The organism is Kribbella sp. NBC_00382 (assembly GCF_036067295.1).
GTDB lineage: Bacteria > Actinomycetota > Actinomycetes > Propionibacteriales > Kribbellaceae > Kribbella.
Window position 1 is genome coordinate 5,089,029 of sequence record NZ_CP107954.1, and the last position, 23,499, is coordinate 5,112,527.

The following is a 23,499-nucleotide window of genomic DNA, read 5'->3' on the forward strand; positions in this document are numbered from 1 at the left end:
TGCTCAGGCCTCCAGCGCCGACGCGAGCTGGATGCGCTTGGTGATGCCCAGCTTCGGGAAGATCCGGTAGAGGTGAGCGCCGACCGTTCGCGGCGAGAGTGCGAGCACGGTCCCGATCTCCTTGTTCGTCAGGCCTCGCGCGGCCATTCGCGCGATCTCCAGTTCCTGCGGCGGCAGCGACGGCGACGTGTCGATCGATCCACCGGTACGCCGTACGCCGCAGGCCCGCAGTTCATGGGTGGCGAGGCGTTCCCACGGCTGTGAGGCCATCGCCGTGAACATGCGCTGGGCGGTGACGAGATGGCGCCGGGCGTCGGAGGCCCGCCGGGTCCGGCGGAGCTGTTTGCCCCGCGCGAGGTGCGACCGGGCACTGAGCCACGGCCATCGCCCCGGGTCGTGCGAGAGCAATGCCTCGTAGCTGGTGTCCGCGTGGGCCTGGTCACTGAGGACGGCCGTTGCGTACAACAGTTCCGCGAGGGCGATGTCGTTCTCGAAGAGCCCCTCGGTGTCCGCGAGGGCGGAGATCAGCGCGCGAGTTCGCGGTACGCGATCCGTGTGCAGCGCGGCGTCGGCGAGATGGCTCAGCAGTCCCCAGGCGATCAGGACGCGAATCGACGCTCGGGGACGGTCGACCAGGGTGACGAGGATGTCGTAGCCGTCGACCCATCGGTCGTGGGCGAGCAGCTCCACGGCCTGGATCAGCTCGGCCCGGTCGCGGCGATTGGGACAACCCGAGAGCAGCGCGCTCTGCAGGATGCCGGACTCGGGCGGCACGTACTGCCCCCGTCGCGCGCCCAGGAGGGAGGTGGCCAACGCGACGCGTTCCAGCCAGCGGGGCTGGACGGTCTCGGAGCTGAGCTGCCTGGCTTGGAGCAGAGCGGCCGTCGCGGTCGACACTTGTCCCAGGCAAGCGGCCGTTTCGCCGACAAGAGCCAAAGCGATGGCGGCTGCACCGTGCTCCCCGTTGGCCTCGAGTTCCTGGACCGCGCGCTCGAGTACTGGGAGCGACAGCGATACCGAACCCGTGTTGAGGGTCACGAGGCCGGCCAGCGCTCTTGCTCCCGCCCGTCCGGTGGGTGGGGCTGACCGCTCTGGCGTAGTACCGAGGTCGCCCCACGCATGAGTGGGAGTCGCGGCCATGACGGCAAACGCGGCCGATGTCTGGCCCCAGTCGCGCAGCACCTTCGCGGCCGCGATCTGTTGTTGCCAGGTGCCCATCGCATCCCCCGAGCCGAGGAAGGAAGACTCGAGTACGTCGATCACGCCCGCCAGCTCGTCAGGGGTTTCGATCCGGCGCGCGGTGACCAGCAGCTCGGTGGCGCGACGCCACAGACCGGCCGCGAACGCGCAGGCGGCGCCTTCAGTCAGCAGTTGGGCACTCTCGCTCGGGTCCTCGGTCAGCCACGCCGCGCGGTCGAACAGGTCGACTGCTTCGTCGTGCCGGCCCGAGGCCTGGAACCGTTGGGCAGCCGCTCGAGCCCGGCGGGCGGCTGTCCGGTCCGGCAGGAGATGGGCCATGGACTCGTGCCAGGCGCGGTTCAGTGGATCGCCGGCCAGGACCTTCGCCCAGGCAGTGTGCGCTCTCGACACCGCTGAGGGTGCCTCGGCGTCGAGCACCGTGGTCACGACCTGGTCGTCAACGAGAGTCAGGCAGGTTCTGCGGCGAGTGACCAGGCCGGCCGTGATCAGTGCTTCGACCTCTGTTTCGTCTATCGCGCGGCTCAGGATCAGGGAGGCGGCGGAGAGCAGCCGCCACTCCTCGGTCAGTCCTTCGGTCGCGAGGAGCAGGAGCAGCGTGCGAACGGCCGGCCGGGGAGCAGCCGGTTCTTGGCTCGGCGCCGCCGGCGCCTCGTTCAGTTGAGTGCTCATCGCCGGTCCCAGCCGTGGAAGGAGGACAGGTCGCCTGACTCCCAGGCCGCGCGCAGCCCGGGCGTACCGAGGTCCCAGTCGGGCCGGATCTCCATGGTGGCTGCCCGGAGGTCCCGCCACAGGTCGTCGGTCGACGGGCGGCCCCAGAACCAGTAGCCGTTGTACACGCTGTGGATCACGAGGCCGGGCTTGAGGACCAGGGTGTACGGGACCATCGGGTTGTGGTCCGGGTCGGTGTACTCCTGGATGTCCAGGTCCTGCTGGACGATCCGGCCGGGATCGGACAGGAACGGCCAGTACGCGCCCACCGAGGCACGGAACTCCTGGAGAGTGTGGTGCTCGTCCGTCGCGATCGTGGCGACCTTCGTGTAGGCGACCGCGATCTTGGACTGCATCGCCGCCAGCTCGAGATGCTGCTGATGCTCCTTGGGGCAGTAGTGCCCGCGCGCCAGGGTGAGGATCATCGGGTCGTCACCCTGCAGCTCGCTCAGCCGGCGCAGTGTTTCGGTGTGATCGGGGAGCTGGTAATCGGGGAAGACACCCCCGGGGATGATGTCTGAGCGCATGGCAGCCGCCTCTCGAGTTCGGTAGCGAAGTACTGGCGCGTCACTGAGCGACGCAGTGCCACCGTGCCGCGCGGGCACCGGGGTTCGCGCCAGTGGCGCTCACTGGCCGGGCGCCCCCGGGGGTGCCCGGCAGCGGGGCCCGTACGAATCGCGGACGACCGATCGCGCATCGCCTAGCATGAGGACAACGCGAGGCAAGGCAGGTCCTTGGATGGAGTCGGTCGGGAACACCGCGGAGTCCGGTCCGCAACGGCTGGTCGACCGTGAGGTCGAGCGCTCGGCGCTCGACGAGCTCCTCGCGGCCGTTCGATCGGGCGAGAGCCGCGTACTGGTCGTCCGCGGCGACGCGGGCGTCGGAAAGTCCACGCTGCTGGACCACGTGGCGACCGCTGCCGAGGGCAACGGGATCCTGCGTGGCCAGGGTGTCGAGTCCGAGATGGAGCTGTCCTTCGCCACGCTGCACCAGCTGTGTACGCCGTTGCTGGATCCGCTGCCGGATCTACCGGGACCGCAACGCGCCGCGCTGGAGACGATTTTCGGCCTACGGACCGGGACTCCGCCGGATCAGTTCCTGGTCAGCCTGGCGGTACTGAGCCTGCTCTCCGAGGCGTCGCGGGACCGGCCGCTGGTCTGCCTCGTCGACGACGCCCAGTGGATGGACCGTGCCTCCGCCCAGGTACTGGGCTTCGTCGCACGCCGGCTTCAGGCCGAGTCCGTGTTGATGATCTTCGGGACCCGCGATCCAGGGGACGCCTTGCTGGGGCTGCCGGAGTTCCTGGTCCAGGGCCTCCGCGACGCCGATGCCCGCGCGTTGCTCGACTCCGTCACGCAGGCGCCGCTGGACGAGCGGGTGCTGGACCGGATCGTTGCCGAGGCCAAGGGGAACCCGCTGGCGTTGCTCGAGTTCCCGCGCGGACTGAGCACGACCCAGGTGGCCGGCGGGTTCGGCTTGTTGCATGCGGCCACGGTGCCTGAGCAGATCGAGCAGAGCTTCCTGAGCCGGATCGAGGAACTGTCCGAGGAGGCGCGGGTGCTGCTGCTGGTGGCTGCCGCGGAGCCACTCGGGGACCCGGTCCTGACTTGGCGCGCGGTCGAGCACCTCGGTGTCGCGGTGGACGCGGCGGTCGGGCAGGGGACGGAGGGTCTGCTCGCGGTCGACGATCGAGTTACCTTCCGCCACCCGCTGGTCCGCTCGGCCGTCTACCGCGCGGCTACCGCCGGTGACCGCCGGGCCGCGCACCGCGCGCTGGCAGCGGTCACGGACGAGCACCTCGACCCGGACCGCCGCGCGTGGCACCTGGCCGCCGCGGCCGATGGGCCTGACGAAGCGGTGGCGATCGAGTTGGAGCGGGCAGCCGAGCGGGCGCGAGCGACCGGCGGTCTGGCCGCTGCTGCCGCCTTCCTGCAGCGGGCCGTGATTCTCACCGGCGACGTTCACCTCCGGGCCGGGCGTGCCCTGGCTGCTGCCGGCGCGAGCTTGCAGGCCGGTGATCTCGACGCCGCACGACGGTTCGCCGAGGTCGCCGAGCGCAACGAGCTCGACGAGTTCCAGAGCGCCCAGGCCCACCTGCTGCGCGGTCAGCTCGCCTTCGCGTCCGGTCTGGGCGCCGACGCCGCGCCGCTACTGCTGGAGGCCGCCCAAAGACTCCAGCCGTTCGCGATGGAACTCGCTCGCGAGACCTACCTGATGGCTTGGGGAGCTGCGATCTTCGCAGGCCAGAGCGACGTCATTCTCTCGGTCGCTCGTGCGGTGCAGGCCTTGCCGCAGCCGGAGGAGCCGCGGCCTCTCGACGTACTGCTGGAGGCCTACGCCCTGCTGACCACGGCTGGCCGAGCCGCCGCGACACCGGCCTTGCAGCACGCGGCCGTGGCGGTGTCGGAACTGCCGGTGAACGACCTCCTGCGGTGGGGGTGGGTGGCCACCGGAGCGAGCTCGGCCGTCTGGGACCAAGATCTCATGCTGGCGACCTTCACCCGGCAGGTCCAGCTCGTTCGGGAGGCCGGTGCGCTGGGGCAGCTCCCCATCCACATCTCCACGCTGGCGATCGCGCTCACCGGCCGGGGTGAGTTCGGGGCCGCCGCGGCTCTGATCGACGAAGGCAATGCTGCCGCCGCGGCCACGGGGATCCCGATCGCGCCGTACCCGGCCTTGTGGATGGAGGCACTGCGCGGCAGAGAGGAGCAGGCCTCGGCGCTGATCGAGAACACGATCGAGTGGGCCGGCGCTACCGGACAGCGCCACGGCGTCACGACCGCCCAGTGGGCCTCGACCGTCCTGCACAACGGCCTGGCCAAGTACGACCTGGCGGCTACGGCTGCCCGGGTTGCCACTGCGAACACCTATGAGCCATGGGTCTCCGCCTGGGCGCTGCCCGAGCTGATCGAGGCAGCCGAACGGCTTGGTGACACCGCCTCGGCGCGTGCGGCGCTCGACCGGCTGGTGGAGAGTACGACGACGTCCGGAACCGATTGGGCGCTCGGGATCGAGGCCCGGTCACGTGCATTGATCAGTACGGGCGCGGAGGCCGAGGCGCTGTACCGCGACGCGATCGACCGGCTCGGGCGAACGACGATGGCGCCGGAGCTGGCCAGAGCCCGTCTGCTGTACGGAGAGTGGCTGCGGCGCGAGGGCCGGCGCATCGACGCCCAGGAGCAGTTGCGCACCGCTCACGAGTCCTTCGTCGCGATGGGGATGGAGGCATTCGCCGAGCGGGCTCGCCGTGAGTTGGTGGCGACGGGGGAGAAGACGCGTCGGCGTACCGTCGAGACCCGGACCGACCTCACCGCCCACGAGCAGCAGATCGCGTTGCTCGCCCGGGACGGGCTGTCCAACCAGGAGATCGGCGCCAGGCTGTTCCTCAGCTCACGCACTGTCGAATGGCACTTGCGGAAGGTGTTCAGCAAGCTCGAGATCACTTCGCGGCGTGGACTTCGAGATGCCCTTCCGAGCCGGGAGCAGATCTTGCCGGCCTAGTGCCGACCCGCTGCCGGCAGGTGTTTCGCCGGAAGACCAGTACTGACCACCGGCTCGAAGCCTGCTGGCAGCCCGCAAGAGTGTGGCCATGGTGAGCAGTGGCACGACCTATGACGGTTCCGGTCTGTTGGGACGCGAGGCGGAGATCGCCCAGCTCCAGGAGTTGCTTCGGTCGGCCCAGGCCGGCCGGAGTGCCGTACTGGTGGTTCGGGGCGGCGCCGGGGTGGGGAAGTCCGCCGTCCTCGACCAGGTCGTCGACGGCGCGAAGGGCCTGCGGGTACTGCGCGCGCTGGGGATCGAGTCGGAGATGGAGCTCGCCTTCGCCGCGCTGCACCAGCTCTGCGCGCCGCTGCTCAGCAGGCTCCCGGAGTTGCCGGCGCCGCAGCGCGCCGCCCTCGAGACAGTGTTCGGCACCAGCACCGGTACGCCGCCTGACCGCTTCATGGTCGGCCTGGCCGTGCTGAGCCTGATCTCGCTGGCGGCCGACGAGCAGCCGATGTGCTGCGTGGTGGACGACGCCCAGTGGCTGGACCGGGCCTCGGCCCAGGTACTCGGGTTCGTGGCTCGCCGGCTGCTGGCCGAGCCGATCGCGTTCGTCTTCGGTACCCGGCAACCCGGGGACGAGCTGCTCGGGCTCCCGCAGCTCGAGCTGTCCGGGCTGCGCGACAGCGATGCCAGAGCGTTGCTTGATGCAACGACCAGGGCCCGGCTCGACCACCGCATCCGCGACCAACTGGTGGCCGAGGCCCGGGGCAACCCGCTCGCGCTCGTGGAGCTGCCGCGCGGACTGACCACGACTCAGCTGGCGGGAGGCCTGGGCCTGCTGACCTCCGGCTCGGTCCCGGGACGGATCGAGGAGAGCTTCCGGCGCCGGGTCGAGGAGTTGGCGCCGGGCGCGCGGATGCTGCTGCTGATCGCTGCCGCCGATCCGGTGGGCGACCCCGCCCTGACCTGGCGGGCAGCAGAGCGGCTGGGCGTCGAGGTGGGTGCCGTGCTCGACGGTGGGACCGATGGCCTGCTGTCGATCGACGAGCGGATCAGATTCCGTCATCCGCTGGTCCGCTCGGCCGTGTACGGCTCGGCCAGTCCCGCGGACCGGCGTACGGTGCATCTCGCGCTGGCCGAGGTCACTGATCCACGGCGCGACCCCGATCGTCGGGCCTGGCACCTCGCGGCGGCCGCGGCGGGGCCGGACGAGGCGGTGGCCGCGGAGCTGGAGAGGTCGGCCGAGCGCGCACAGGCCCGTGGCGGCCTGGCCGCTACCGCCGCCTTCCTGCAGCGCGCGGTGGCCCTCACCACGGACGTGGAACGGCGGGCGGACCGGGCAGTGGCAGCGGCCCGGGCGAGTCTGCACGCCGCCGATCTGGACGCCGCCCGCCGCTTCGCCGAGATCGCGGCCGAGGACGCCCAGGACGAGTTCCAGGGCGCGCAGGCGCTGCTCGTCCGGAGCCAGATCGCCTTCGCGGGCGGGCTGAACAACGAGGCGCTGCCGTTGTTGCTCGAGGCGGCGCGGCGACTCGAGCCGTTCGACATGGCCTTCGCCCGGGAGACCTATCTCGTCGCGTGGGGGTCGGCGGCGCTGATCGCCGCCGACCGCGACAGCCTGGAGAAGATCTCCCGGGCGGTCGTGGCGCTGCCGCCGGTGATCGGGGATCCGAGGCCGCTCGATCTCGTACTGGACGGGTGCGCGCGGTTGGTCACCGCCGGCCGGGTGGTGGCGATCCCGCTCCTGCAGGAGGCCGCGAAGACCATCGCCGAGCTGCCGGCCCGGGATGTGCTCACCTGGGGATGGCAGGCCAGTGGAGTGAGCGCGGCGATCTGGGACGACGAGTTCATGCGCTCGATGTACACCCGCGAGGTGCAGCTGGTGCGCGCGGCCGGTGCGTTGACCGAGTTGCCGATCCACCTTATTTCGTTGGGGGTCGCCGTCATCTGGACGGGAGACTTCGCCGCGGCCGATGCCATTGTCGGCGAGGGGGACCTGGCCGCCGCGGCCACCGGCACGTCCCTCGCGCCGAACGCCAAGCTGATGCTCAGCGCCCTGCGCGGCAAGGAAGCCGAGGCGATCCCGCTCATCACGACCACCATCGAGCAGGCCGGCGCGGCCCGTCAGCTGATGGGCGTCACGTGCGCGAACTGGGCAGCGGCCGTGCTCTACAACGGATTGGCGAGATACGAGCAGGCCTTGCAGGCAGCCGAGGTGTGTACGCGGATCGGCGAACTCTGGGTCTCGGTCTGGGTACTGCCCGAGCTGGTCGAGGCCGCGGCCCGGATCGGCAGCGGCGATGTCGCCCGGTTCGCCCTGGCCCGCCTCGCGGATGCGACCGAGCCCTGCGGGACCGACTGGGCGCTCGGGATGCTGGCCCGGTCGCGAGCGCTGCTTGCTGACGACGAGTCCGCAGCCAAGCTGTACGACGAATCCGTCGAGCGACTCGGCCGGACCCGGCTACGACCGGAGCTTGCCCGGGCCTACCTGCTGTACGGCGAGTGGTCTCGTCGTACCGGTCGGCGTGAGGACGCACGCGACCGGCTGCGCACGGCGTACGAAATGTTCGTGTCGATCGGGATGGAGGGCTTCGCCGAGCGCGCGCGCCGTGAGCTCCTGGCGATGGGGGAGACCGTGCGCGGACCCGCAGCGCCCTCGGTCGCCGTCGAGCTGACACCGCAGGAGCAGCAGGTGGCGTTGATGGTGCGAGCCGGCCTGTCGAATCCTGAGGTCGGCGCCCGCCTCTTCCTGAGTCCGCGGACCGTCGAGTGGCACCTGCGCAAGGTCTTCGTCAAGCTCTCGATCAGCTCCCGGCGGCAGTTGCGTGACGCGCTGCGGGAGGCCGACTGGGCCCCGGACGACTCGGCCGCCGTCACGAGATGAGTTGCTGGCCGCCGTCGACGTCGTACGTCGCTCCGGTCACGGCGGTGTTGAGCATCAGGTGCAGGACGGTCGCAGCCACGTCGCTGGCGCTCACCACGCGCCGGATCGGGAGGGTGTGCCGGAGCTGATCCCGGCGCTCCTCGAGGTCATCGCCGAGCAGTCGCGCCGACAGCGGTGTGTCGACGAATCCGGCGGCGACGGCGTTCACCCGGATCGGCGCCAGCTCGACCGCCGCGTTCGCCGCGATGACGGGCACCGACGCGGCGGCGATCGCGGCGATGCTCAGACCTGGACCGGCTCGTCGGGCATGGGACCCGGTCAGGAAGGTGATGGAGCCGCCCGGCCGGACGTGTCCGGCGGAGTACCGGGCGACCCGGAGCGAGCCGAGCAGGTGCTCGTCGAGCACGCGGCGCGCCCGCTCGAAGTCCAGGTCGGCGATCGTCTCGTACGTCGGCCCGCCGCCGGTCACCAGGACGTGGTCGACCTGAGTCGGCAGACCGGCGAAGAACGACTCGAGGCCGGCCGTGTCGGCGAGATCGAGCCGGGCCGTGCGAGTGGCGCCCACCTCGTCGCCGGCCCGGTCGAGCCGGGCGCGGTCACGACCGGTGAGCAGTACCTCGGCGCCCGAACGGCTTGCCTGGCGGGCCGTTTCGAGCCCGATCCCGGAACTGCCGCCGAGGACGACGACGGTCTGGCCTTCGAGAAGTGCGTTCATTGGGAACCTCCCATTGGTTGGGTCAGTGCTTCCGTTGGAGAGCAGGGTTGGGAAGGACACAAACGGCGACCCGGGGCGACGGGGCCGGCATCCGGCGATGTGGTGTGCGGTCGCGCGAGACGAAGGCGATCGTGAGCACGGCAGCCGCGACGCACAGACCGGCGATGACGAGCATGGCGGTCGAGAACCCGGCGGCCAGTGGTTCGCTCAGGCTCCGGGCGTTTCCCGCTCCGAGTAGGGCAGGCACCAGGGCCACCATGATCACGCCGCCGACGCGCGAGGCCGCGTCGTTGATCGCCGAGGCCTCACCGAGGTCGGCGTCATCGACCGCGGCCAGTACTCCGGCGGTGAGCGGTGCTACTGCCAGGCCGATCCCGAGGCCCCAGAGCAAGGCGCCCGGCAGGACGGCAGCGACGTACGAGTCACCGGTCTCCGCGGTCGACAGCCAGCCGAAACCGGCCGCGACAACCAGGATGCCGATGGCCATCGGCCACCGGGTGCCGATGCGCGCCACCAGACCGCCTACGAACGGCGAGACCAGCAGGAAGACGACTGACTCCGGAATGAGCGCCGCGCCGGCCTCGGTCGCGCTGTATCCCAACCGGAGCTGGCACTGGAGAACGACCAGGTAGCTCGCGGCCGCGAGAGCGCCGTAGAACAGCAGGGTGGCGGCGTTGATCGCGTCGAACTGGCGGGACTTGAACAGTGCCAGTCGCAGGAGGGGTTTCGGCCGGCGTCGCTCGAGCGGCACGAGGCCGGCCAGTCCGACAACGCCGACGATCCCGGACGACAACACCAGCGGGTCGTCCCAGCCGCGGCCGGGTCCTTCGGTCAGCGCGTAGATGACTCCGCCCAGTCCGACGACGCCCAGCAGGGCGCCGAGCAGGTCGAGGGACAGCGGCCGCGGCGTCCAGGTCACCTCGGGCACGCGGGTGATCACCAGCAGGGCCACCACGATCAGCGGGAGGTTGAGCAGGAAGACGTAGCGCCAGGACGCATGGTCCACGAGCCAGCCTCCGCCGTAGGGGCCGAAGGTGCTGCTGAGCGTCGCGAGCCCGGCCCAGATGCCGATGCCCCGGGCTCGGTCGGAGGGGATCAGTGTCCCGTTGAGAAGTGCGAGGCTGCTCGGTACGACCAGGGCTCCGCCGGCTCCTTGGAACAGCCGCGCGACGACAAGGGCTTCGACCGACCCGGCTGCGGCACAGGCGATCGAGGCGGCCAGCATGACGAGCAGACCCGCGATCAGGACCCGTCGGCGACCGAAGTGATCGGCCAGGGCGCCGGCCAGCAACAACAGCGCGGCGACCGTGATCAGGTAGCCGGTGAGGACCCACTGGAGCTCGCTCACACTGGCGTCCAGGTCGGTCGCGATGGCCGGCACCGCGACATTGATCATGAACGCGTCCAGGAACCCGATCATGGACGCCATCACAGTGGCTGCCACCAGGGCCACCCCGGCCGGGCTGCGCAGTGCGACCAGCTCACCGCCGGCGGGCCGGTTGCTGGTCAGTGATGGTTTCTCTGTGGTCATCGGATGCTCCTCATCCCCTGGATCGGCACAACACCCACCTTCAGGCGACGGTGCGCCGGCTCGCGCCCGTGGTGCTCCCTGGGGCCCCGGCACCAGTGATCAGCACTGGCGCAAGGGAGGCGGGGATCGGATCAGTCTGGAGGCGTCCGCACCCGCACCAGCCGAAGGAGCTGAGCTCATGGACCTGCGCGGGACGGTGGCACTGGTGACTGGGGCCAGCAGCGGTATCGGAGCCGCGACCGCCCGTCGGCTCGCGCGGGAAGGGGTCGTCGTCGGGCTGGTGGCCCGCCGTTGGGAGCGGCTGGCGGCACTTGCCGAGGAGATCGTGGGGACGGGCGGGGCGGCGCTCGTGGTCGAGGCCGACCTCACCGATCCGGTACGCGCGGCCGGTGCTGTACAGGAGGTCGTCGACACCTTCGGGCAGCTCGACATCCTCGTGAACAGCGCCGGCGTCATGCTGCTGGACTCAGCGCTTCATGCCTCGCTGGAGGAGTGGGACCGGATGGTCGACCTCAACGTGCGTGCCCTGCTCCACGTGACTCATGCGGCGTTGCCGTATCTGATCGCCGCCGCCACGACCGCAGCGCGCGGAGTGGCTGACATCGTGAACATCAGCAGTACCGCGGGCAGGGTCGCGCGCCCGACGAGCAGCGTCTACAACCTCACCAAGTTCGGTATGAACGGGTTCAGCGAGTCCTTGCGGCAGGAGTTACTGGTCGAGCGGGTGCGGGTGTGCTTGATCGAGCCCGGCGTGGTGGGCGAGGTGGGGGACTCGATGCGCGGCGCGGCCCAGCGCCTGGTCGACGGCGTGGAGCCGCTGGAACCCGAGGACGTCGCGGACGCCATCGCCTATGTCGTCACCCGGCGGCGTCGGGTGGCGATCAACGAGCTGTGCCTCCGCGCCGCCAACCAGACCTGGTAACCGAGAGGACCCGGAGCGCGGCCGCGGTGCTGACGCCGGCCAGCGCCGCGTACGACCAGTGCGTGATGTTGCTGACCAGGGCGGCCCGGCGTACGGGCAGTTCGCGCTGGGTCACCCCTTCGACGAGACGGCGCCCGACCTGCGCGGGCACCGGGGCGTCCGCCCAGTCGTCCAGGCCGGCGTTGAACTCCCAGATTCCGAACGGGCAGGCGCCACCGTCACGCCGGTACCGGGTGAACAGCACCGCGTCCATGGCCAGCGTCCCGGCAGTACCGGCGAGCAGGCCGCCAGCGATCGCGCCCAGCGGAGTAGTTGTCCTCATCTTCTTCCCTCTCACTCTTCGCGCCGCAACGGCACGGGCAAGCCGGACTTGGTGACGCCTGCCGCCAAGAGGCCACTGGTTACGGCGGGCACCAGCCAAGCCAACCGGTCGACGACCTCGCTCGCCGCGGCACCGAGTACGCAACCGGCGACGAAACCGAACAGGAGCGGCCGCAACGTGGTCCACGCGACGCGGTCGGCAGCGCGGGTCGCCGGTGTCCGGGATCGCCCGGTCGCCAGTCCGACGAGAGCGACCGTCGACGCGACGATGTTGCCGGTCATCACGGCCGTCGACGGCGCACGTCTGAAGGTCAGGTGCAGCAAGGCGTTCTGGCAGGCCATCGCGGCCACGGCGAGAAGGGCGACGGCGGTCTCGACGCCAGGCCCGGCCAGCAGTGCCGCAGCGACGAGCAATGCGAACTGCAGCCAGAGGAACGGGGCGGCCCACCGGTACGGCGGGCGCTGCGAGCGGTCGACCACGACGGTGAGTGCGGCCGTCACGGCGATGAACACCGCCACGGCGAGCACCACCGTGGCCCGCACCGGTCGATGCACGGCGGCATCGGCGGCGAGGACGACGACGTTGCCGGTGATGTGCGCTGTGAAAAGCCCGTGCAGCAGGACGTACGAGGTGACGTCGACCATGCCCGCGACGAAGCTGAGCAGGAAGGGGACGAGCTCGACCCTGAGGCTGGTCATCTCGACGGGAACCGCATAGTGGCGTCGAGCAACCGGGAGTGCGACCAGACCGCGTCGGCGATCAGGAACCCGAGTGGCATCGCCAGCAGGATGAGCGCCGCCGTGCTCGCTTCGGCGGCGGTCGTGGCGAGAAGCTGCTGGCTCTCTGCGCCCGTGGCCGACGACAACTGCGCGAAGGCGGCCAGCGCGCGGAAGATCAACGAGCCTGGGACGAGGGAGACGACGGAGGCGAAGCCGAGAGCGGAGAACGGGAGCTGCCATCGCTCGCACACAGGTACCAGCACCAGGCCGACGAACAGACATGCCAGGCCGGCGCCGATCCACGCCTGAGCATGCCAGTGGTCGACCACCGTCCAGCGCAGTGCATGAGCCGCTGCGCCGACGAGGAAAGCCCAGTAGAGCACCCGGAGCGGTACGGCGTAGAAGACTCCGTACGCGACAGCGAGCACCCCAGCGGTCGGGACGTCGACCCAGATCGGTACACCCGGACCGGCGGGATCGGCGACGAGGTGCGCCCGGCCCAGCCACAGCCCGATCAGCAGTCCTGCGGTGACCGCGGTCATCAGGGCCGCGGCGAACACCAGGCGGCTGGCGCCCAACGGGATCCGCAGGGTGGCGATGTCCAGGCTTCCTTTGAGCAGGTGCGGGCCGGGCACGAGGATCAGACACGGACACAGCGCGGCGAGACCGAGTGCTGAGTTCATACCGAGTCCGCTCGCTGCCGCGCCACCCAACCCGGCAATCAGCGCAGCGGCCGCCACCTGTGCGTAGGCGTTCGCGCCGGCCTTCCCCAGCCCGCGGCGAGCGAACGCCCCCGCAGCGCAGCACACGGCGATGAGCGCCAGGGTCGTCAGTTCGCGTACGCCGAAGATCACGGCCAGCCCGCAACCACCTACGACGCAGGCGATCGCGTACAAGGCGATGTTGGGAGGCGGCAGCGTCGCCGCGGACCGTAGCCGCTCGAACGCGTCGGCGAGGGCGAGCTTGCCGGCGTCCAGGTCGTTGATGATGTGGTCGACGGCAAGCACCCGGTTCTCAGCGAGGCCGCTGGGAACAGCGCCGTTGCCGCGGACGTCGTAGGCCCCGGCCTTGGACTCGAAGGAGAAGTCCGACCACGACCAGCCGAGATCCACCCGGGCGTTGAGCCCGAGCGCGCGAGCCAGTTGCCCGGTACGCCGCTCCGCCCGGTCCGTCTCGGCCCCGTTGGCATGCAAGACACTGATCGCCTCGACGAGGAAGCGCTCCGCCGCCAGCGCCCCGTCTCCGCTGTGTGCCGCCTTCCGTCCCTCCTGCCGCGTGGACATCAGGCTCCGCCGACGCCGTGCCCGACCATCCCCAGTGGGTCGATGGCGGAGTCGAACTGTTCGGCGGTCACGTGCCCGGATGCCAGCGCCGCCTCCCGCAACGTCTGGTCCTTCGCCAGCGCGTCCTCGGCGATGTGCGCCGCGTTCTGGTACCCGATCAACGGGCTGAGCGCGGTCACCAGCATCAGGCTTTCGTCCACGTAGCCGGAGATCCGCTGCTCGTTCAGGGTCGTGCCGCGCACGGAGTACCGGAGGAACTTCTGCAGGCCGTCGCCGAGGATCCGGGCCGAGTGCAGGAAGTTGCTGATGATGATCGGGCGCATCGCGTTGAGCTCGAAGTTGCCCTGCGAACCGGCGAAGGCGACCGCGGTGTCGTCGCCGATCACCTGGATCGAGATCATCACCATCGCCTCGCACTGGGTCGGATTGACCTTGCCGGGCATGATCGACGACCCCGGCTCGTTGGCGGGCAGGATCAGCTCGCCGAGACCCGTGCGTGGACCGGACGCCAGCCAGCGCATGTCGTTGGCGATCTTCATCAGGGCGACGGCGAGGCCGCGCAGAGCGGCATGGGCGCGCACGATCGCGTCGAGCGAGCCTTGCGCCGCGAACTTGTTCGGCGCCGTGACGAACTGCTTGCCGGTGAGCCGCGCGATCTCGGCCGCTACCTCCACGCTGAATCCCTCGGGCGCGTTCAGCCCGGTTCCGACGGCGGTACCGCCGAGAGCCAACTGGTACAGCCCCTGACGGCTGTGCTTGATCTCCTCGCCGCAGGCGTCGAGCTGCGCGGCCCATCCGGACCACTCCTGGCCGACCGTGAGCGGTACGGCGTCCTCCAGATGGGTCCGGCCGATCTTGACGACGTCCATCCACGCTGTCGCCTTGGCGTGCAGTTCTGCGGCGAGGTCCCGCACCGCCGGTACCAGCCGGTCGTCGATCTCCGCGATCGCCGCCAGGTGCATGGCAGTGGGGAAGCTGTCGTTGCTGGACTGCCCCAGGTTGACGTCGTCGTTCGGGCCGACCGGCTGTTGACTGCCCAGCTCGCCCCCGAGCAACTGGATCGCCCGGTTCGCCAGTACTTCGTTGACGTTCATGTTGCTCTGCGTGCCGGACCCGGTCTGCCACACGTAGAGCGGAAAGTGGTCGTCGAGCTGGCCGGCGATCGCTTCGTCGGCTGCCCGGACGATCGCGTCGGCCTTCCACCGGGGGAGCCGTCCGGCTCGCTGGTTGACGATCGCGGCCGCCTTCTTGACGTACCCGTAGGCGTGGTAGACCTCCTTCGGCATCCGGTCGTCGCCGATGGAGAAGTGCAGCAGAGACCGTTGGGTCTGCGCGCCCCAGTACCGATCCGCCGGGACGTCGACCGGGCCCATGCTGTCGAACTCGGCGCGGGTGCCGGTCGCGTCGATTCCGATCGGCAGCTCACGGAGTACGGGGCCGGTGGTGGCTTGCTGAGAGGTGTCCATGTCAGCTGCCCTCGTCGACACCCGGGTAGCGGTTGGGGACGCCGAGGAACGGGAACGCCGGCTGCAGGTCCTTGTGCGGCTCGAGACCCTGGGCGCCGATCTTGCCGTTGGACATCCAGGCGAAGCGGGCGCTGAAGGCGTCGTCGGTGATCGCGCGGCCGTTGGGATAGGCGGCCGGCTCGCCGCGGTCGTACCGGAGGATGTCGGGCAGCACGATCAGCGCCGCCGACTTCGCCTCCTCGGGCGAGTAGCCGCCGTTCTGCTCGAGGAACCCGGACCACAGCTCCAGATAGTTGGCCACGTCGTCGACCGGCTGCCTGAGGTTGTACTCGTTCTTGACGTTGTTCGGGTTCACGAACGGGTTGATCGTCGGGTGCCCGCCGCGGTCCACCTGGACGATCGCGCCGTCGCGGCGCACCCCGACGGTGACCCAGACGCCGATCGCCGGATCCGCGCTGAGCATCCCGTTCGGTACCTCGAGCGCGATCGTCAGGACGTTCCGGTCGGCGAAGGCGTCCTGCCCGGTCCACTGGAAACCGTGGAAGGAGCCGTCGGCGTCGGCGAAGAACGGGTCGCTGCGCACCCCGATGAAGAGCCGGACGTCGCCCAGGGTGATCGGTTCGGCCGCTGCGTCGAAGCCCACCGGAGTTCCGGTGATGATCAGCTCGCCCGCGGGCCCGGGGCTGCGCGCCTCGGCTCCGGTGGCGAAGTAGACCGACCCGGTCTGCCCGCCGTCCTTCAGCTCGGAGAACACGAAGGTGAAGGCGGCGTCGGCCTGCGCGTCGCCGTCGGTGTCGATGTTGATCCGGTAGACCCCGTCGGGATGGAACTCCCGCTTCATCAGGAACGGCGGCATCGCGCTCATCCCGGTCGTGTACGGGTTGAGGTCGATGATCAGGACCGTCCGGCCGGGATCGTCCGGCGAGGCGAAGAGGTACAGGTCGGTGAAGTCGAGGCGGGCGTCGTCGCCGGGAAACCGGAGATTGGCCGCGCTGTAGTGGTTGGACACGAGATCTCCTTCGGTGGTGGTGGTCTGTGCCAGCCTGGGACCTCACCACCACCTGTCGCGCCCGTGATACTCACTGGCCGGCGCCGGCCAGTGAAACCGGTGGCGCTAGCCGCGCGCCGCTTCGTAGCCGCTCTGGAAGGGCACGTCCCGCAACTGCCGGCGGGAGGTGATGGACAACTTGTCGAAGACCTTGCGCAGGTGCCACTCGACGGTCCGCGGGCTGAGGAACAGCCGGGTGGCGACCTCGGAGTTCGACAGTCCGTCGCGGACCAGGAGCGCGATCTGCCGCTCCTGTGAGGTCAGCGCCTCGCCGGTCGACGGAGCGGCCGTACGCTTGCGGGCAGTCTCTCCGGTCGCGTGCAGCTCCCGATGCGCGCGCTCCGCGAAGGCGTCCATGCCGATCGAGGAGAACAGCTCGTAGGCGGACCTCAGCTCCGAGCGGGCTTCCATCCGCCGGCCTCTGCGGCGCAACCATTCGCCGTACAGCAGCCGGGTCCGGGCCAGGTCCGGTCGTAGCCGGGTGCCGGCCAGCAACTCGATCGCCTCGACGTACGCGGCCTCGGCAGTGTCGTCGGTACTGACGAGTGCCCGTGCACGCGCCTCGGCAGCGAGCGCCCACGGCTGCCGGCTGTAATGGGTGTTTTCCTGAAGCCGTGCCAGCGCGGCAGCCGCTTCGTCGGGCCGCCCGGTCCGGGATGCCGCCTCGACCTGTTCGATCAGCGCCCACGACGACATCCAGAGTTTGGCCGTGTCCTTGTCCGCCAGCCGTGCCATCGCCAGCGCCTCGTCGTGGCGGCCCAGCGCGTTCAGGAGCAATGACTTGGTCCACTGGGCGTGCCGCACCGCCATCCCTTGGCCGTTGGCGGTCGCTTCGGCGATCGTTTCGTCGATCAGTGGGAACGCCTCGTCCTGATGTCCCCGGAACGCCGCCAGGACCACGGCGCCGTAGTGCGCCATGTGGGTGCCGGTGGCCTCCCGGACGGCATCCGCCTCGGCTTTCAGAGCGGTCGCCTCGGCGAAATCACCGGCGAACGCGGCGACCTGCTCCAAAACGTTCACGCCGACGACGAGGACCGCGAGGGCTCCGGCGCTGCGCGCTGCTTCGACCTGCCGGCCGGCGGCCGCGACACACGCTTCGAAGTCCCACACCGTCGCGGCTGCGACGGTAGCGAGCCATCCCCAGCGGAGCGCCTCCTCGGCCGATACCTCCGGGCTGCCGAACGCGGTGGCGGCCTGTTCGAGCAATGGCACGGCATCGCGGCTTCCCTCGACGAACAGGGTGGCGAATCCGTCGAGGAGCAGGTCGGAGCTATGCGGACTGCCCTCGGGTGCCGCAGCTGCCCTGACCGCGCGGGAGACCTCGGGGATGCCGACGGTCTGCACCAGGCCGCCGGCCAGGAGGGCGGCGCTCCAGGCGTCTATGTACGTCTCTCTGGCGAGCCTTACGTCCAGTGGCTCCAGCGTTCGGGCGGCCCGTAGTAGCAGCCCCGCAGCATCATGTCCTCGTTGCTGGGCCAACGCCGCTTCCGCGCGGATCTGGTCGATCCGGGCCCGGCCGAGGTCATCGAGCTGGCCGACCTCGGCGGTGACAAGCAACCGCGAGGCAGTCGCGAAGGCGCCGGCCCGGAGGCTCGCGTGAGCGCCGGCCATCGCGCGTTGGGTCCGGCGGGCGGGATCGACGGTCAGCGCGACCGCGCGCTGCCAGCAGGCCGCGGCCGCCGCGAAGCCGCCTCGGGCCTGCGCGCGATCGGCCGATCGTTCCAGTGCGGCGGCGACCTCCTCATCGGGTCCGGTCGCCGCCGAGGCGAGGTGCCAGGCGCGTCGATCGGGGTCGGCTGTCGCATCCGTGGCGGAGGCCAGGGCCAGGTGGATCGCTTGACGCTCCGAGTCGGCCGCGGCCCCGTACAACGCGGATCGCACCAAGGGATGCCGGAAGGTCAACCGCTCGCTCAGCGTGAGCAGGTTGGCAACCTCGGTGAAGTCGGCGGCGATCCCGAGCAGGTCGGCGGCTCGCCGCACCAGGACCGGATCACCCTCTGGCTCGGCGGCAGCGATCAGCAGCAGTCGCCGGGTCGAGGTCGGCAGCGTCTCTGCCTGCCGCAGGAAGCTCTGCTCGATCCGCACCGGCAGGCCTGGGCCGCCGGCGAGGCCGAACCCGGCCGCGAGCTGGGTCGCGGTGAGTCCGCGCGGAAGCTCCAGCAGCGCCAACGGGTTGCCACGCGTCTCTGCCACGATCCGGTCCCGGATCGGCCCGTCGAGCAGGAATTCGACGGACGACCCGAGCAGCGCGCGAGCATCGCGGTCCGGCAGCCCTTCGACCATGAGCCCCGGGAGGTCACGCAGTTCTGTTCGGGGCTCGCGAGCCCCGAACACCAGTCCGACCGCCTCGGCGCCCAGCCGGCGGGCCACGAAGCCGAGCGTCTGAGCGGTCGCCGTATCGAGCCACTGGGCGTCGTCGACGATGACGAGGACCGGCTGCTCCCCGGCCAGGTCCGAGATCAGGCTCAGGACCGCGAGACCGACCATGAAGGGATCTGGCGCCGGCCCCGGCGCCAGACCGAAGATCGTCGCGAGTGCCTGCCGCTGAGGTTCCGGAATGCGATCCGCCCGGTCCAGGATCGGCGCGCACAGCTGGTGCAGCGCGGCGAAGAGCAGCTCCATCTCCGACTGGACGCCGACCGCGCGCAGGATCCGCAGGTCCCCGGTGGGTCTCGCCAGGTGGTCCAGCAACGCCGTCTTGCCGACCCCGGCCTCACCCAGTACGACGAGAGCGCGGCTCTCGCCATCGCGCAGACCCGCGAGAACCCCGTCGAGTACCGCGCGTTCGACCTGGCGCCCGAGCAACCCGGTTGCCGGCACCCCTCCTGCGGCTTGGCCGCCTACCCCGTTTTGTGGACTCAACGTCCGCCGCCCTTCAAGCGGTGAGCAACCGCGCCCGTACCGCGAGCCACCGGCCAAAGCCGGTCGAACTGGGCCAGCGTAGGACGCGATCGGCCGGTTGGCCAGGAAGCCACCCGCAGCGGCTCGGCCCTCAGACAACGCTCGGAGAATCACCAGTGGGCTTGGCGAGACTCAACTGGGTGGTGACCTGGTAGCGGTCACCGCGGTAGGCGGCGCGGGTGAACTCGAAGCGGCGACCGTTCTGGTCACTGGTGGTTCGTTCCAGGACCAGGATCGGAGCGTCCAGTGCGAGGCCGAGCAGGGCTGACTCGGTGGCATCGGCCGCCGCGGCCGCGTGAGTCTGCTCGGCGTCGGTCGGGATCACCCCGTACTGCTGTTCGAGCAACGCGTAGAACGAACTCTGCTCGATAGCCTGGACGTCGAGGTCGGGGACGAGCTCCTGCAGGACGTGGATCGTCTCCAGGCAGATCGGCTCGCCGTTGACGAGGCGTTGCCGGGCGATCCGCAGGACCGCGGTGGTCGGGGTGACCCGGAGCCGGTTGGCGACCACGTTGCCGGCCTGGATCGTGGCATGGCTGAGCACCCTGCTGGTCCAGGCCGCGGAGGCTCGCGGGTACGTCGCTCCGTGGGTGCCGGTGATCTGCTGGGCGATTCTGGGGCTGCCGACGAACATGCCGCGACCGTGCTCGCGTACCAGCCGGCCGTCGCGGACCAGGTCGTCGACCACTGCGCGGAGGGTGGGGCGGGAGATGTCGAGCTCGGCGGACAGTTGCCGCTCGGACGGGATCGCTTGACCGACCGCTCGTGACTCGACCAGCCCGAGCAGGTGCTCGCGGGCCAGATCTCGCTTGCGCTGGCTGCCTGCCACGAGCACCCACCCTCCATGCGCCGGACGTTGACGCGAACATAGCCCAATCAGCTATGCCGCGGCGCCCGGAGCCACGGGATCAGTGCTCCGGAGGCTGGTAGTTCTCGCAGCTCCCGGTGTTGATCATGGTGTCCTGGTAGGTGGTGTCGTGCTTGCGGTACTTCGTCACCCGCGCCTCGGCCTGGCTGGGCGATACCGTCTCGTTCTTGGCGTAGTACGCCCAGTCGATCTGCTCGCGGTACTCACTGGTGGCCGTGCCTTGGTGCCCGTCCAGATCGATGAACCACAGGTTCCAGTTCATACTCATGTCCTGGCGCGGCAGGACGGTGTTGCCGTCCTGGTCGACGGTGTGGTCGGCCGTGAGCTTTCCGTCGATGTAGTACTTCGCGTGGCCGTTACCGACCTGGGTGACAAAGGTGTGCCAGCCGTCGAGCGACCTTTCCTGGCTGTCGGCCGCGGAGCGCGCGTCCCACGGGTCCTCACGGAAGGTGTGGTAACTGGTCTGGAAATTGATCGGGCCGGTTTCTCCCCAGCCGCCGTTCGGCAGGTATTCGGTGAAGTCGAGTTCGCTGTAGATCGGGTCGTAGTCGAACTTCGTCGGGCCGATGGCGAAGGCGGTCTCGTTGATGTGGTCGCCGTCCGGTCCGGCGGCCGGCTTGTCGGCGTACCGGACCCGGGTCGCGTAGGTCCCGTTGCGCAGGTTCATCGTGGTCCGGCGGAGTTCGGCGTGGCTCGTGCCGGCGGCGGACCCGTTGGTCGCCGCGCGGAGCTGAGCGACCTGCTGCCCGCCGGTACTGACGAAGGAGACGTTGCCGGCCGGCCAGGTCGCGCCCGGAATGCCTGGCCCACCTACTTCGGTACGGGCATTCCAGCCATGGGCGCCGAGCTGAGGATCGGTCGCCGACTTGTACTGGAAGTCGTCGAACAGGACGCCGCAGTGACCTGAGTCGTGGCCGGGGTGACCGGTCGAGCCGATGGCAGCAGCGCCGCCGCTCACGATCGAGGCGATCGAGGCGGCCGCGGCGAGAAAGATTGTCGTTCGCTGACGTGACATGTCGCTGAGCATGAATGCCGCCTGCGTGAATCGCAAGAGTTTCACCCGATCTTTCCGAACGAACCCATCGATATTCGCCCGGAAAGTTATTCTCTAATGCACTGGTAAATACCAAAGGTGGCGATCCACGGCTTTATCGGAACCGATGGTATTTACCAGTTGTCAGTCCGCCTCGGTGGTGATGTGGGTGACGGCCTTGGTGAGGGTTTCGCGAGTGCTGGGCGGGAGACCGGCGGTGAGGGCCTCGACGCGGTCGGTGAAGGCGGTGTGGGCCTGGGCGGCGAGGGTGTGGCCGTCGGGGGTCAGGGCTATTTGGCTGGCTCGGCGGTCGGTGGGGTGGGGGTTGCGGGCCAGGAGCGACCGGCGTTCCAGGCGGTCGACCATGCTGGTCAGGCTGGAGCGTTCGATGGACATGATGCGGCTCAGGTCGGTCATGCCCTGGGGGCCGGCCAGGAGTACGCAGAGCAGGTGGGCCTGCTGAGGGGTGAGGCCTAGCGGGCGGCTCGTTTCGGCGTACAGGTCCTGGAGGACGTGCATCAGTTGCACCAGGGAGCCGACCAGCTCGGTGTGCCTCGTTGTCGTCGTCGCCACCCCACCACTGTAGTCCGACCTGCGGACAGTTTGGGGTTCTGATAGTTAGGAGGTCTAGTATTTCGGTGTCCGAACTACTTAGGAGGGCAAGATGATGAACGTGCGCTTTGGGTATGGCTCCCCGGATCACCTCCGGGAGGTGCCGGAGATCCTCCGGCTGGCCGAGCAGACGGATCGGGACGGGCTGGATCTCTTCTCGCTCTCGGATCACCCGTATCTGCCCCACCTCCTCGACCCCTACGCGACGCTTTCCTTCGTACTCGGCCGGACGACTCGCATCGCCGGGCTGGCAAACGTCACCAACCTCCCGCTGCGGCCGGCCCCGGTGCTCGCCCGGACGGCGTCCTCGCTGACCGCCATCTCCGGTGGCCGGTTCGTACTCGGCCTGGGTGCGGGCGGCGCGTGGGACCGGATCGAGACGATGGGCGTTCCCAGAGTCCGCCCGGCGGAGGCGGTGAAGGCGTTCGAGCAGGCGATGATCCTGGTCCGGCAACTCTCCGGCGGTGGTCCCGCGATCACCGACCCGTACTACGGCGTGACCGCGCTCGAGCCTTCCCAGGTACCGGCCCCGCCGATCTGGACCGGATCCAACGGGCCCAAGTCGCTGGCCGCGACCGGTCGTCAGGCTGACGGCTGGATCCCTGGCCACGCAGCCGATTGGCTCAGTGAGATCTACCGTCAGGCCCGCCCGATCATCGACGAGGCAGCCTTGTCGGTTGGCCGCAAACCCTCCGACGTGGCCACCATCTACAACTTCCCCGGCCGGATCACCGCCCAGCCCCTCGACCGCGTCCGCGACGAGGACGGCCGCTGGATCGGCGGCTCGCCGGCGCAATGGGTCGAAGAGCTCACGGGTGCCGTACTAGACCACGGCGCGGCCGGCTTCATCCTCTTCCCCCGAGGCTCCGACCCCTTCGAAACCACCCTCACCCGCTGGTCCCAGGAGGTCGTTCCCGCAGTCCGAGCGGCCATCGGCTGAAGGGCTAATGCTCCAGCCAGTTGGTAAGGGCTGCAGCGATCTCGGCGGGACGGTCCTCGGGTAGGAAGTGGATCCCCGGCCCGACGTCGGCGATGGCCAGGTTCCGGCCGTTGGCCCGGCACCATTCGACCTCGTCGGGGCCGATCACGGCTCCTGGTCTGGCGTGGATGAGGAGCTTGCGAACGGCCGGGTCCGAGATGACGGTCTGGTTGGCGCGAACGAGTTCGGCGACGTCGGCCGGGTCGCCCTCGATCGGGATCTCGCGCGGCCAGACGAGCATCGTGCGCCGGTCCCGGGGGTCGAGGAACGGCGCGCGGTACGCATCCAGTTCCTCGGTGGTCAGGGGCCGGAGAATCCCCGCCGGGAGGACGGTCTCGATGAAGAAGTTCTGTTCCAGGATGAGTGGCCCGGCGAGCTCCGGGTCCCGCAGCCGCCGGAACAGTTCGCGGCTGCCGTCGTCGAAGTCCGCCCACCGATCGATCGGATGGATATGCCCCTCGAGGAACGCGACACCACGGACCCGGTCAGGCCGGCGGCGCAATTGATCCAGCGCGAGGACCGCACCCCAGTCGTGCCCGACCAGCGTGACCTCGTCGAGCGCGAGCGCCGCGAGGAACCCGTCGAGATACGCAATGTGATCGGCAAGCCGATACTCCAGCTCCGGCCGACCTGACCGACCCATACCGATCAGGTCCGCAGCAATGCATCGGCGCCCACCCTGGGCAACCACCCCGAAAACGTTGCGCCACAGGTACGAAGACGTGGGATTCCCATGCAGGAAGACGACCGGCTCACCGCTGCCGACCTCCTCGTAGTACATCCAGCTGTCCAGTACGTCGACCGTCGCCACCGTTGCAACGT

18 protein-coding genes are annotated in these 23,499 nt (G+C 69.9%); 4 read left to right on the plus strand and 14 right to left on the minus strand.

Annotation, left to right across the window (positions count from 1 at the left end; genetic code table 11):
• Positions 1-3: 3 nt before the first annotated feature.
• Both OHA70_RS24515 and OHA70_RS24520 read right to left on the minus strand, forming a co-directional pair.
• On the minus strand, positions 4-1,869 hold the full coding sequence (locus OHA70_RS24515; RefSeq protein WP_328321493.1) for a helix-turn-helix transcriptional regulator: 1,866 nt from the start codon (positions 1,867-1,869) through the stop codon (positions 4-6).
• Positions 1,866-2,435 (minus strand): redoxin domain-containing protein, encoded by a 570-nt coding sequence (locus tag OHA70_RS24520; protein ID WP_328321495.1) that lies wholly within the window; start codon positions 2,433-2,435, stop codon positions 1,866-1,868. The genes OHA70_RS24515 and OHA70_RS24520 overlap by 4 nt, the downstream gene beginning before the upstream one ends.
• Positions 2,436-2,646: 211 nt before the next feature.
• On the opposite strand from OHA70_RS24520, the gene OHA70_RS24525 reads away from it, so the two are divergent.
• Both OHA70_RS24525 and OHA70_RS24530 read left to right on the plus strand, forming a co-directional pair.
• A complete protein-coding gene (locus tag OHA70_RS24525) occupies positions 2,647-5,409 on the plus strand; it encodes an ATP-binding protein (RefSeq protein ID WP_328321497.1) in 2,763 nt (920 codons plus the stop codon).
• A gap of 88 nt (positions 5,410-5,497) precedes the next feature.
• The gene (locus OHA70_RS24530; protein ID WP_328321499.1) at positions 5,498-8,278 is read left to right on the plus strand and encodes an ATP-binding protein; all 2,781 of its coding nucleotides are present in this window, start codon (positions 5,498-5,500) and stop codon (positions 8,276-8,278) included.
• Here the strand turns inward: OHA70_RS24530 and OHA70_RS24535 are convergent.
• Positions 8,268-8,993, minus strand: a complete 726-nt coding sequence (locus OHA70_RS24535; RefSeq protein WP_328321501.1) for an SDR family oxidoreductase — start codon at positions 8,991-8,993, stop codon at positions 8,268-8,270. The genes OHA70_RS24530 and OHA70_RS24535 overlap by 11 nt on opposite strands.
• Positions 8,994-9,015: 22 nt before the next feature.
• A complete protein-coding gene (locus OHA70_RS24540; protein WP_328321503.1) occupies positions 9,016-10,524 on the minus strand; it encodes an MFS transporter in 1,509 nt (502 codons plus the stop codon).
• A 178-nt stretch (positions 10,525-10,702) separates the two neighbouring features.
• Here OHA70_RS24540 and OHA70_RS24545 point away from each other — a divergent pair, with 178 nt between their 5' ends.
• On the plus strand, positions 10,703-11,446 hold the full coding sequence (locus tag OHA70_RS24545) for an SDR family oxidoreductase (RefSeq protein WP_328321505.1): 744 nt from the start codon (positions 10,703-10,705) through the stop codon (positions 11,444-11,446).
• On the opposite strand, the gene OHA70_RS24550 is transcribed toward OHA70_RS24545, so the two are convergent.
• The 9 genes from OHA70_RS24550 to OHA70_RS24590 all read right to left on the minus strand — a co-directional run bounded on the left by OHA70_RS24550 (position 11,406) and on the right by OHA70_RS24590 (position 21,659).
• The gene (locus OHA70_RS24550) at positions 11,406-11,768 is read right to left on the minus strand and encodes a hypothetical protein (RefSeq protein WP_328321507.1); all 363 of its coding nucleotides are present in this window, start codon (positions 11,766-11,768) and stop codon (positions 11,406-11,408) included. The two genes, OHA70_RS24545 and OHA70_RS24550, sit on opposite strands and share 41 nt — an antisense overlap.
• A gap of 11 nt (positions 11,769-11,779) precedes the next feature.
• The gene (locus OHA70_RS24555; RefSeq protein ID WP_328321509.1) at positions 11,780-12,466 is read right to left on the minus strand and encodes a YoaK family protein; all 687 of its coding nucleotides are present in this window, start codon (positions 12,464-12,466) and stop codon (positions 11,780-11,782) included.
• Complete coding sequence (locus OHA70_RS24560) at positions 12,463-13,770, minus strand: threonine/serine exporter family protein (protein ID WP_328321511.1); 1,308 nt, start codon at positions 13,768-13,770, stop codon at positions 12,463-12,465. The genes OHA70_RS24555 and OHA70_RS24560 overlap by 4 nt, the downstream gene beginning before the upstream one ends.
• Positions 13,770-15,236: a class II fumarate hydratase gene (gene fumC, locus OHA70_RS24565; protein WP_328321513.1), complete on the minus strand. Its 1,467-nt coding sequence runs from the start codon at positions 15,234-15,236 to the stop codon at positions 13,770-13,772. The genes OHA70_RS24560 and fumC overlap by 1 nt, the downstream gene beginning before the upstream one ends.
• Position 15,237: 1 nt before the next feature.
• On the minus strand, positions 15,238-16,245 hold the full coding sequence (locus OHA70_RS24570) for a DUF4331 family protein (RefSeq protein WP_328321515.1): 1,008 nt from the start codon (positions 16,243-16,245) through the stop codon (positions 15,238-15,240).
• Between the two features lie 105 nt (positions 16,246-16,350).
• Complete coding sequence (locus tag OHA70_RS24575; protein WP_328321517.1) at positions 16,351-19,104, minus strand: ATP-binding protein; 2,754 nt, start codon at positions 19,102-19,104, stop codon at positions 16,351-16,353.
• Positions 19,105-19,276: 172 nt separating this feature from the next.
• Positions 19,277-20,014 (minus strand): GntR family transcriptional regulator, encoded by a 738-nt coding sequence (locus tag OHA70_RS24580; RefSeq protein ID WP_328321519.1) that lies wholly within the window; start codon positions 20,012-20,014, stop codon positions 19,277-19,279.
• 79 nt (positions 20,015-20,093) lie between these two features.
• Positions 20,094-21,068 (minus strand): glycoside hydrolase family 16 protein, encoded by a 975-nt coding sequence (locus OHA70_RS24585; protein ID WP_328321521.1) that lies wholly within the window; start codon positions 21,066-21,068, stop codon positions 20,094-20,096.
• A 162-nt stretch (positions 21,069-21,230) separates the two neighbouring features.
• Positions 21,231-21,659: a MarR family winged helix-turn-helix transcriptional regulator gene (locus OHA70_RS24590; protein WP_328321523.1), complete on the minus strand. Its 429-nt coding sequence runs from the start codon at positions 21,657-21,659 to the stop codon at positions 21,231-21,233.
• 91 nt (positions 21,660-21,750) lie between these two features.
• Between OHA70_RS24590 and OHA70_RS24595 the strand changes: the two genes are divergently transcribed.
• On the plus strand, positions 21,751-22,638 hold the full coding sequence (locus tag OHA70_RS24595; protein ID WP_328321525.1) for an LLM class flavin-dependent oxidoreductase: 888 nt from the start codon (positions 21,751-21,753) through the stop codon (positions 22,636-22,638).
• 4 nt (positions 22,639-22,642) lie between these two features.
• Here the strand turns inward: OHA70_RS24595 and OHA70_RS24600 are convergent, their stop codons facing one another.
• A complete protein-coding gene (locus OHA70_RS24600; protein WP_328321527.1) occupies positions 22,643-23,488 on the minus strand; it encodes a haloalkane dehalogenase in 846 nt (281 codons plus the stop codon).
• Positions 23,489-23,499: the final 11 nt, after the last annotated feature.

What these genes read in the sequence shown, in the direction of transcription:
- OHA70_RS24515 (WP_328321493.1), bottom strand. Translation starts at nt 1,869, where the DNA reads ATGAGCACTCAACTGAACGAGGCGCCGGCGGCGCCGAGCCAAGAACCG.
- OHA70_RS24520 (WP_328321495.1), bottom strand. Translation starts at nt 2,435, where the DNA reads ATGCGCTCAGACATCATCCCCGGGGGTGTCTTCCCCGATTACCAGCTC.
- OHA70_RS24525 (WP_328321497.1), top strand. Translation starts at nt 2,647, where the DNA reads ATGGAGTCGGTCGGGAACACCGCGGAGTCCGGTCCGCAACGGCTGGTC.
- OHA70_RS24530 (WP_328321499.1), top strand. Translation starts at nt 5,498, where the DNA reads ATGGTGAGCAGTGGCACGACCTATGACGGTTCCGGTCTGTTGGGACGC.
- OHA70_RS24535 (WP_328321501.1), bottom strand. Translation starts at nt 8,993, where the DNA reads ATGAACGCACTTCTCGAAGGCCAGACCGTCGTCGTCCTCGGCGGCAGT.
- OHA70_RS24540 (WP_328321503.1), bottom strand. Translation starts at nt 10,524, where the DNA reads ATGACCACAGAGAAACCATCACTGACCAGCAACCGGCCCGCCGGCGGT.
- OHA70_RS24545 (WP_328321505.1), top strand. Translation starts at nt 10,703, where the DNA reads ATGGACCTGCGCGGGACGGTGGCACTGGTGACTGGGGCCAGCAGCGGT.
- OHA70_RS24550 (WP_328321507.1), bottom strand. Translation starts at nt 11,768, where the DNA reads ATGAGGACAACTACTCCGCTGGGCGCGATCGCTGGCGGCCTGCTCGCC.
- OHA70_RS24555 (WP_328321509.1), bottom strand. Translation starts at nt 12,466, where the DNA reads ATGACCAGCCTCAGGGTCGAGCTCGTCCCCTTCCTGCTCAGCTTCGTC.
- OHA70_RS24560 (WP_328321511.1), bottom strand. Translation starts at nt 13,770, where the DNA reads ATGTCCACGCGGCAGGAGGGACGGAAGGCGGCACACAGCGGAGACGGG.
- fumC (WP_328321513.1), bottom strand. Translation starts at nt 15,236, where the DNA reads ATGGACACCTCTCAGCAAGCCACCACCGGCCCCGTACTCCGTGAGCTG.
- OHA70_RS24585 (WP_328321521.1), bottom strand. Translation starts at nt 21,068, where the DNA reads ATGTCACGTCAGCGAACGACAATCTTTCTCGCCGCGGCCGCCTCGATC.
- OHA70_RS24595 (WP_328321525.1), top strand. Translation starts at nt 21,751, where the DNA reads ATGATGAACGTGCGCTTTGGGTATGGCTCCCCGGATCACCTCCGGGAG.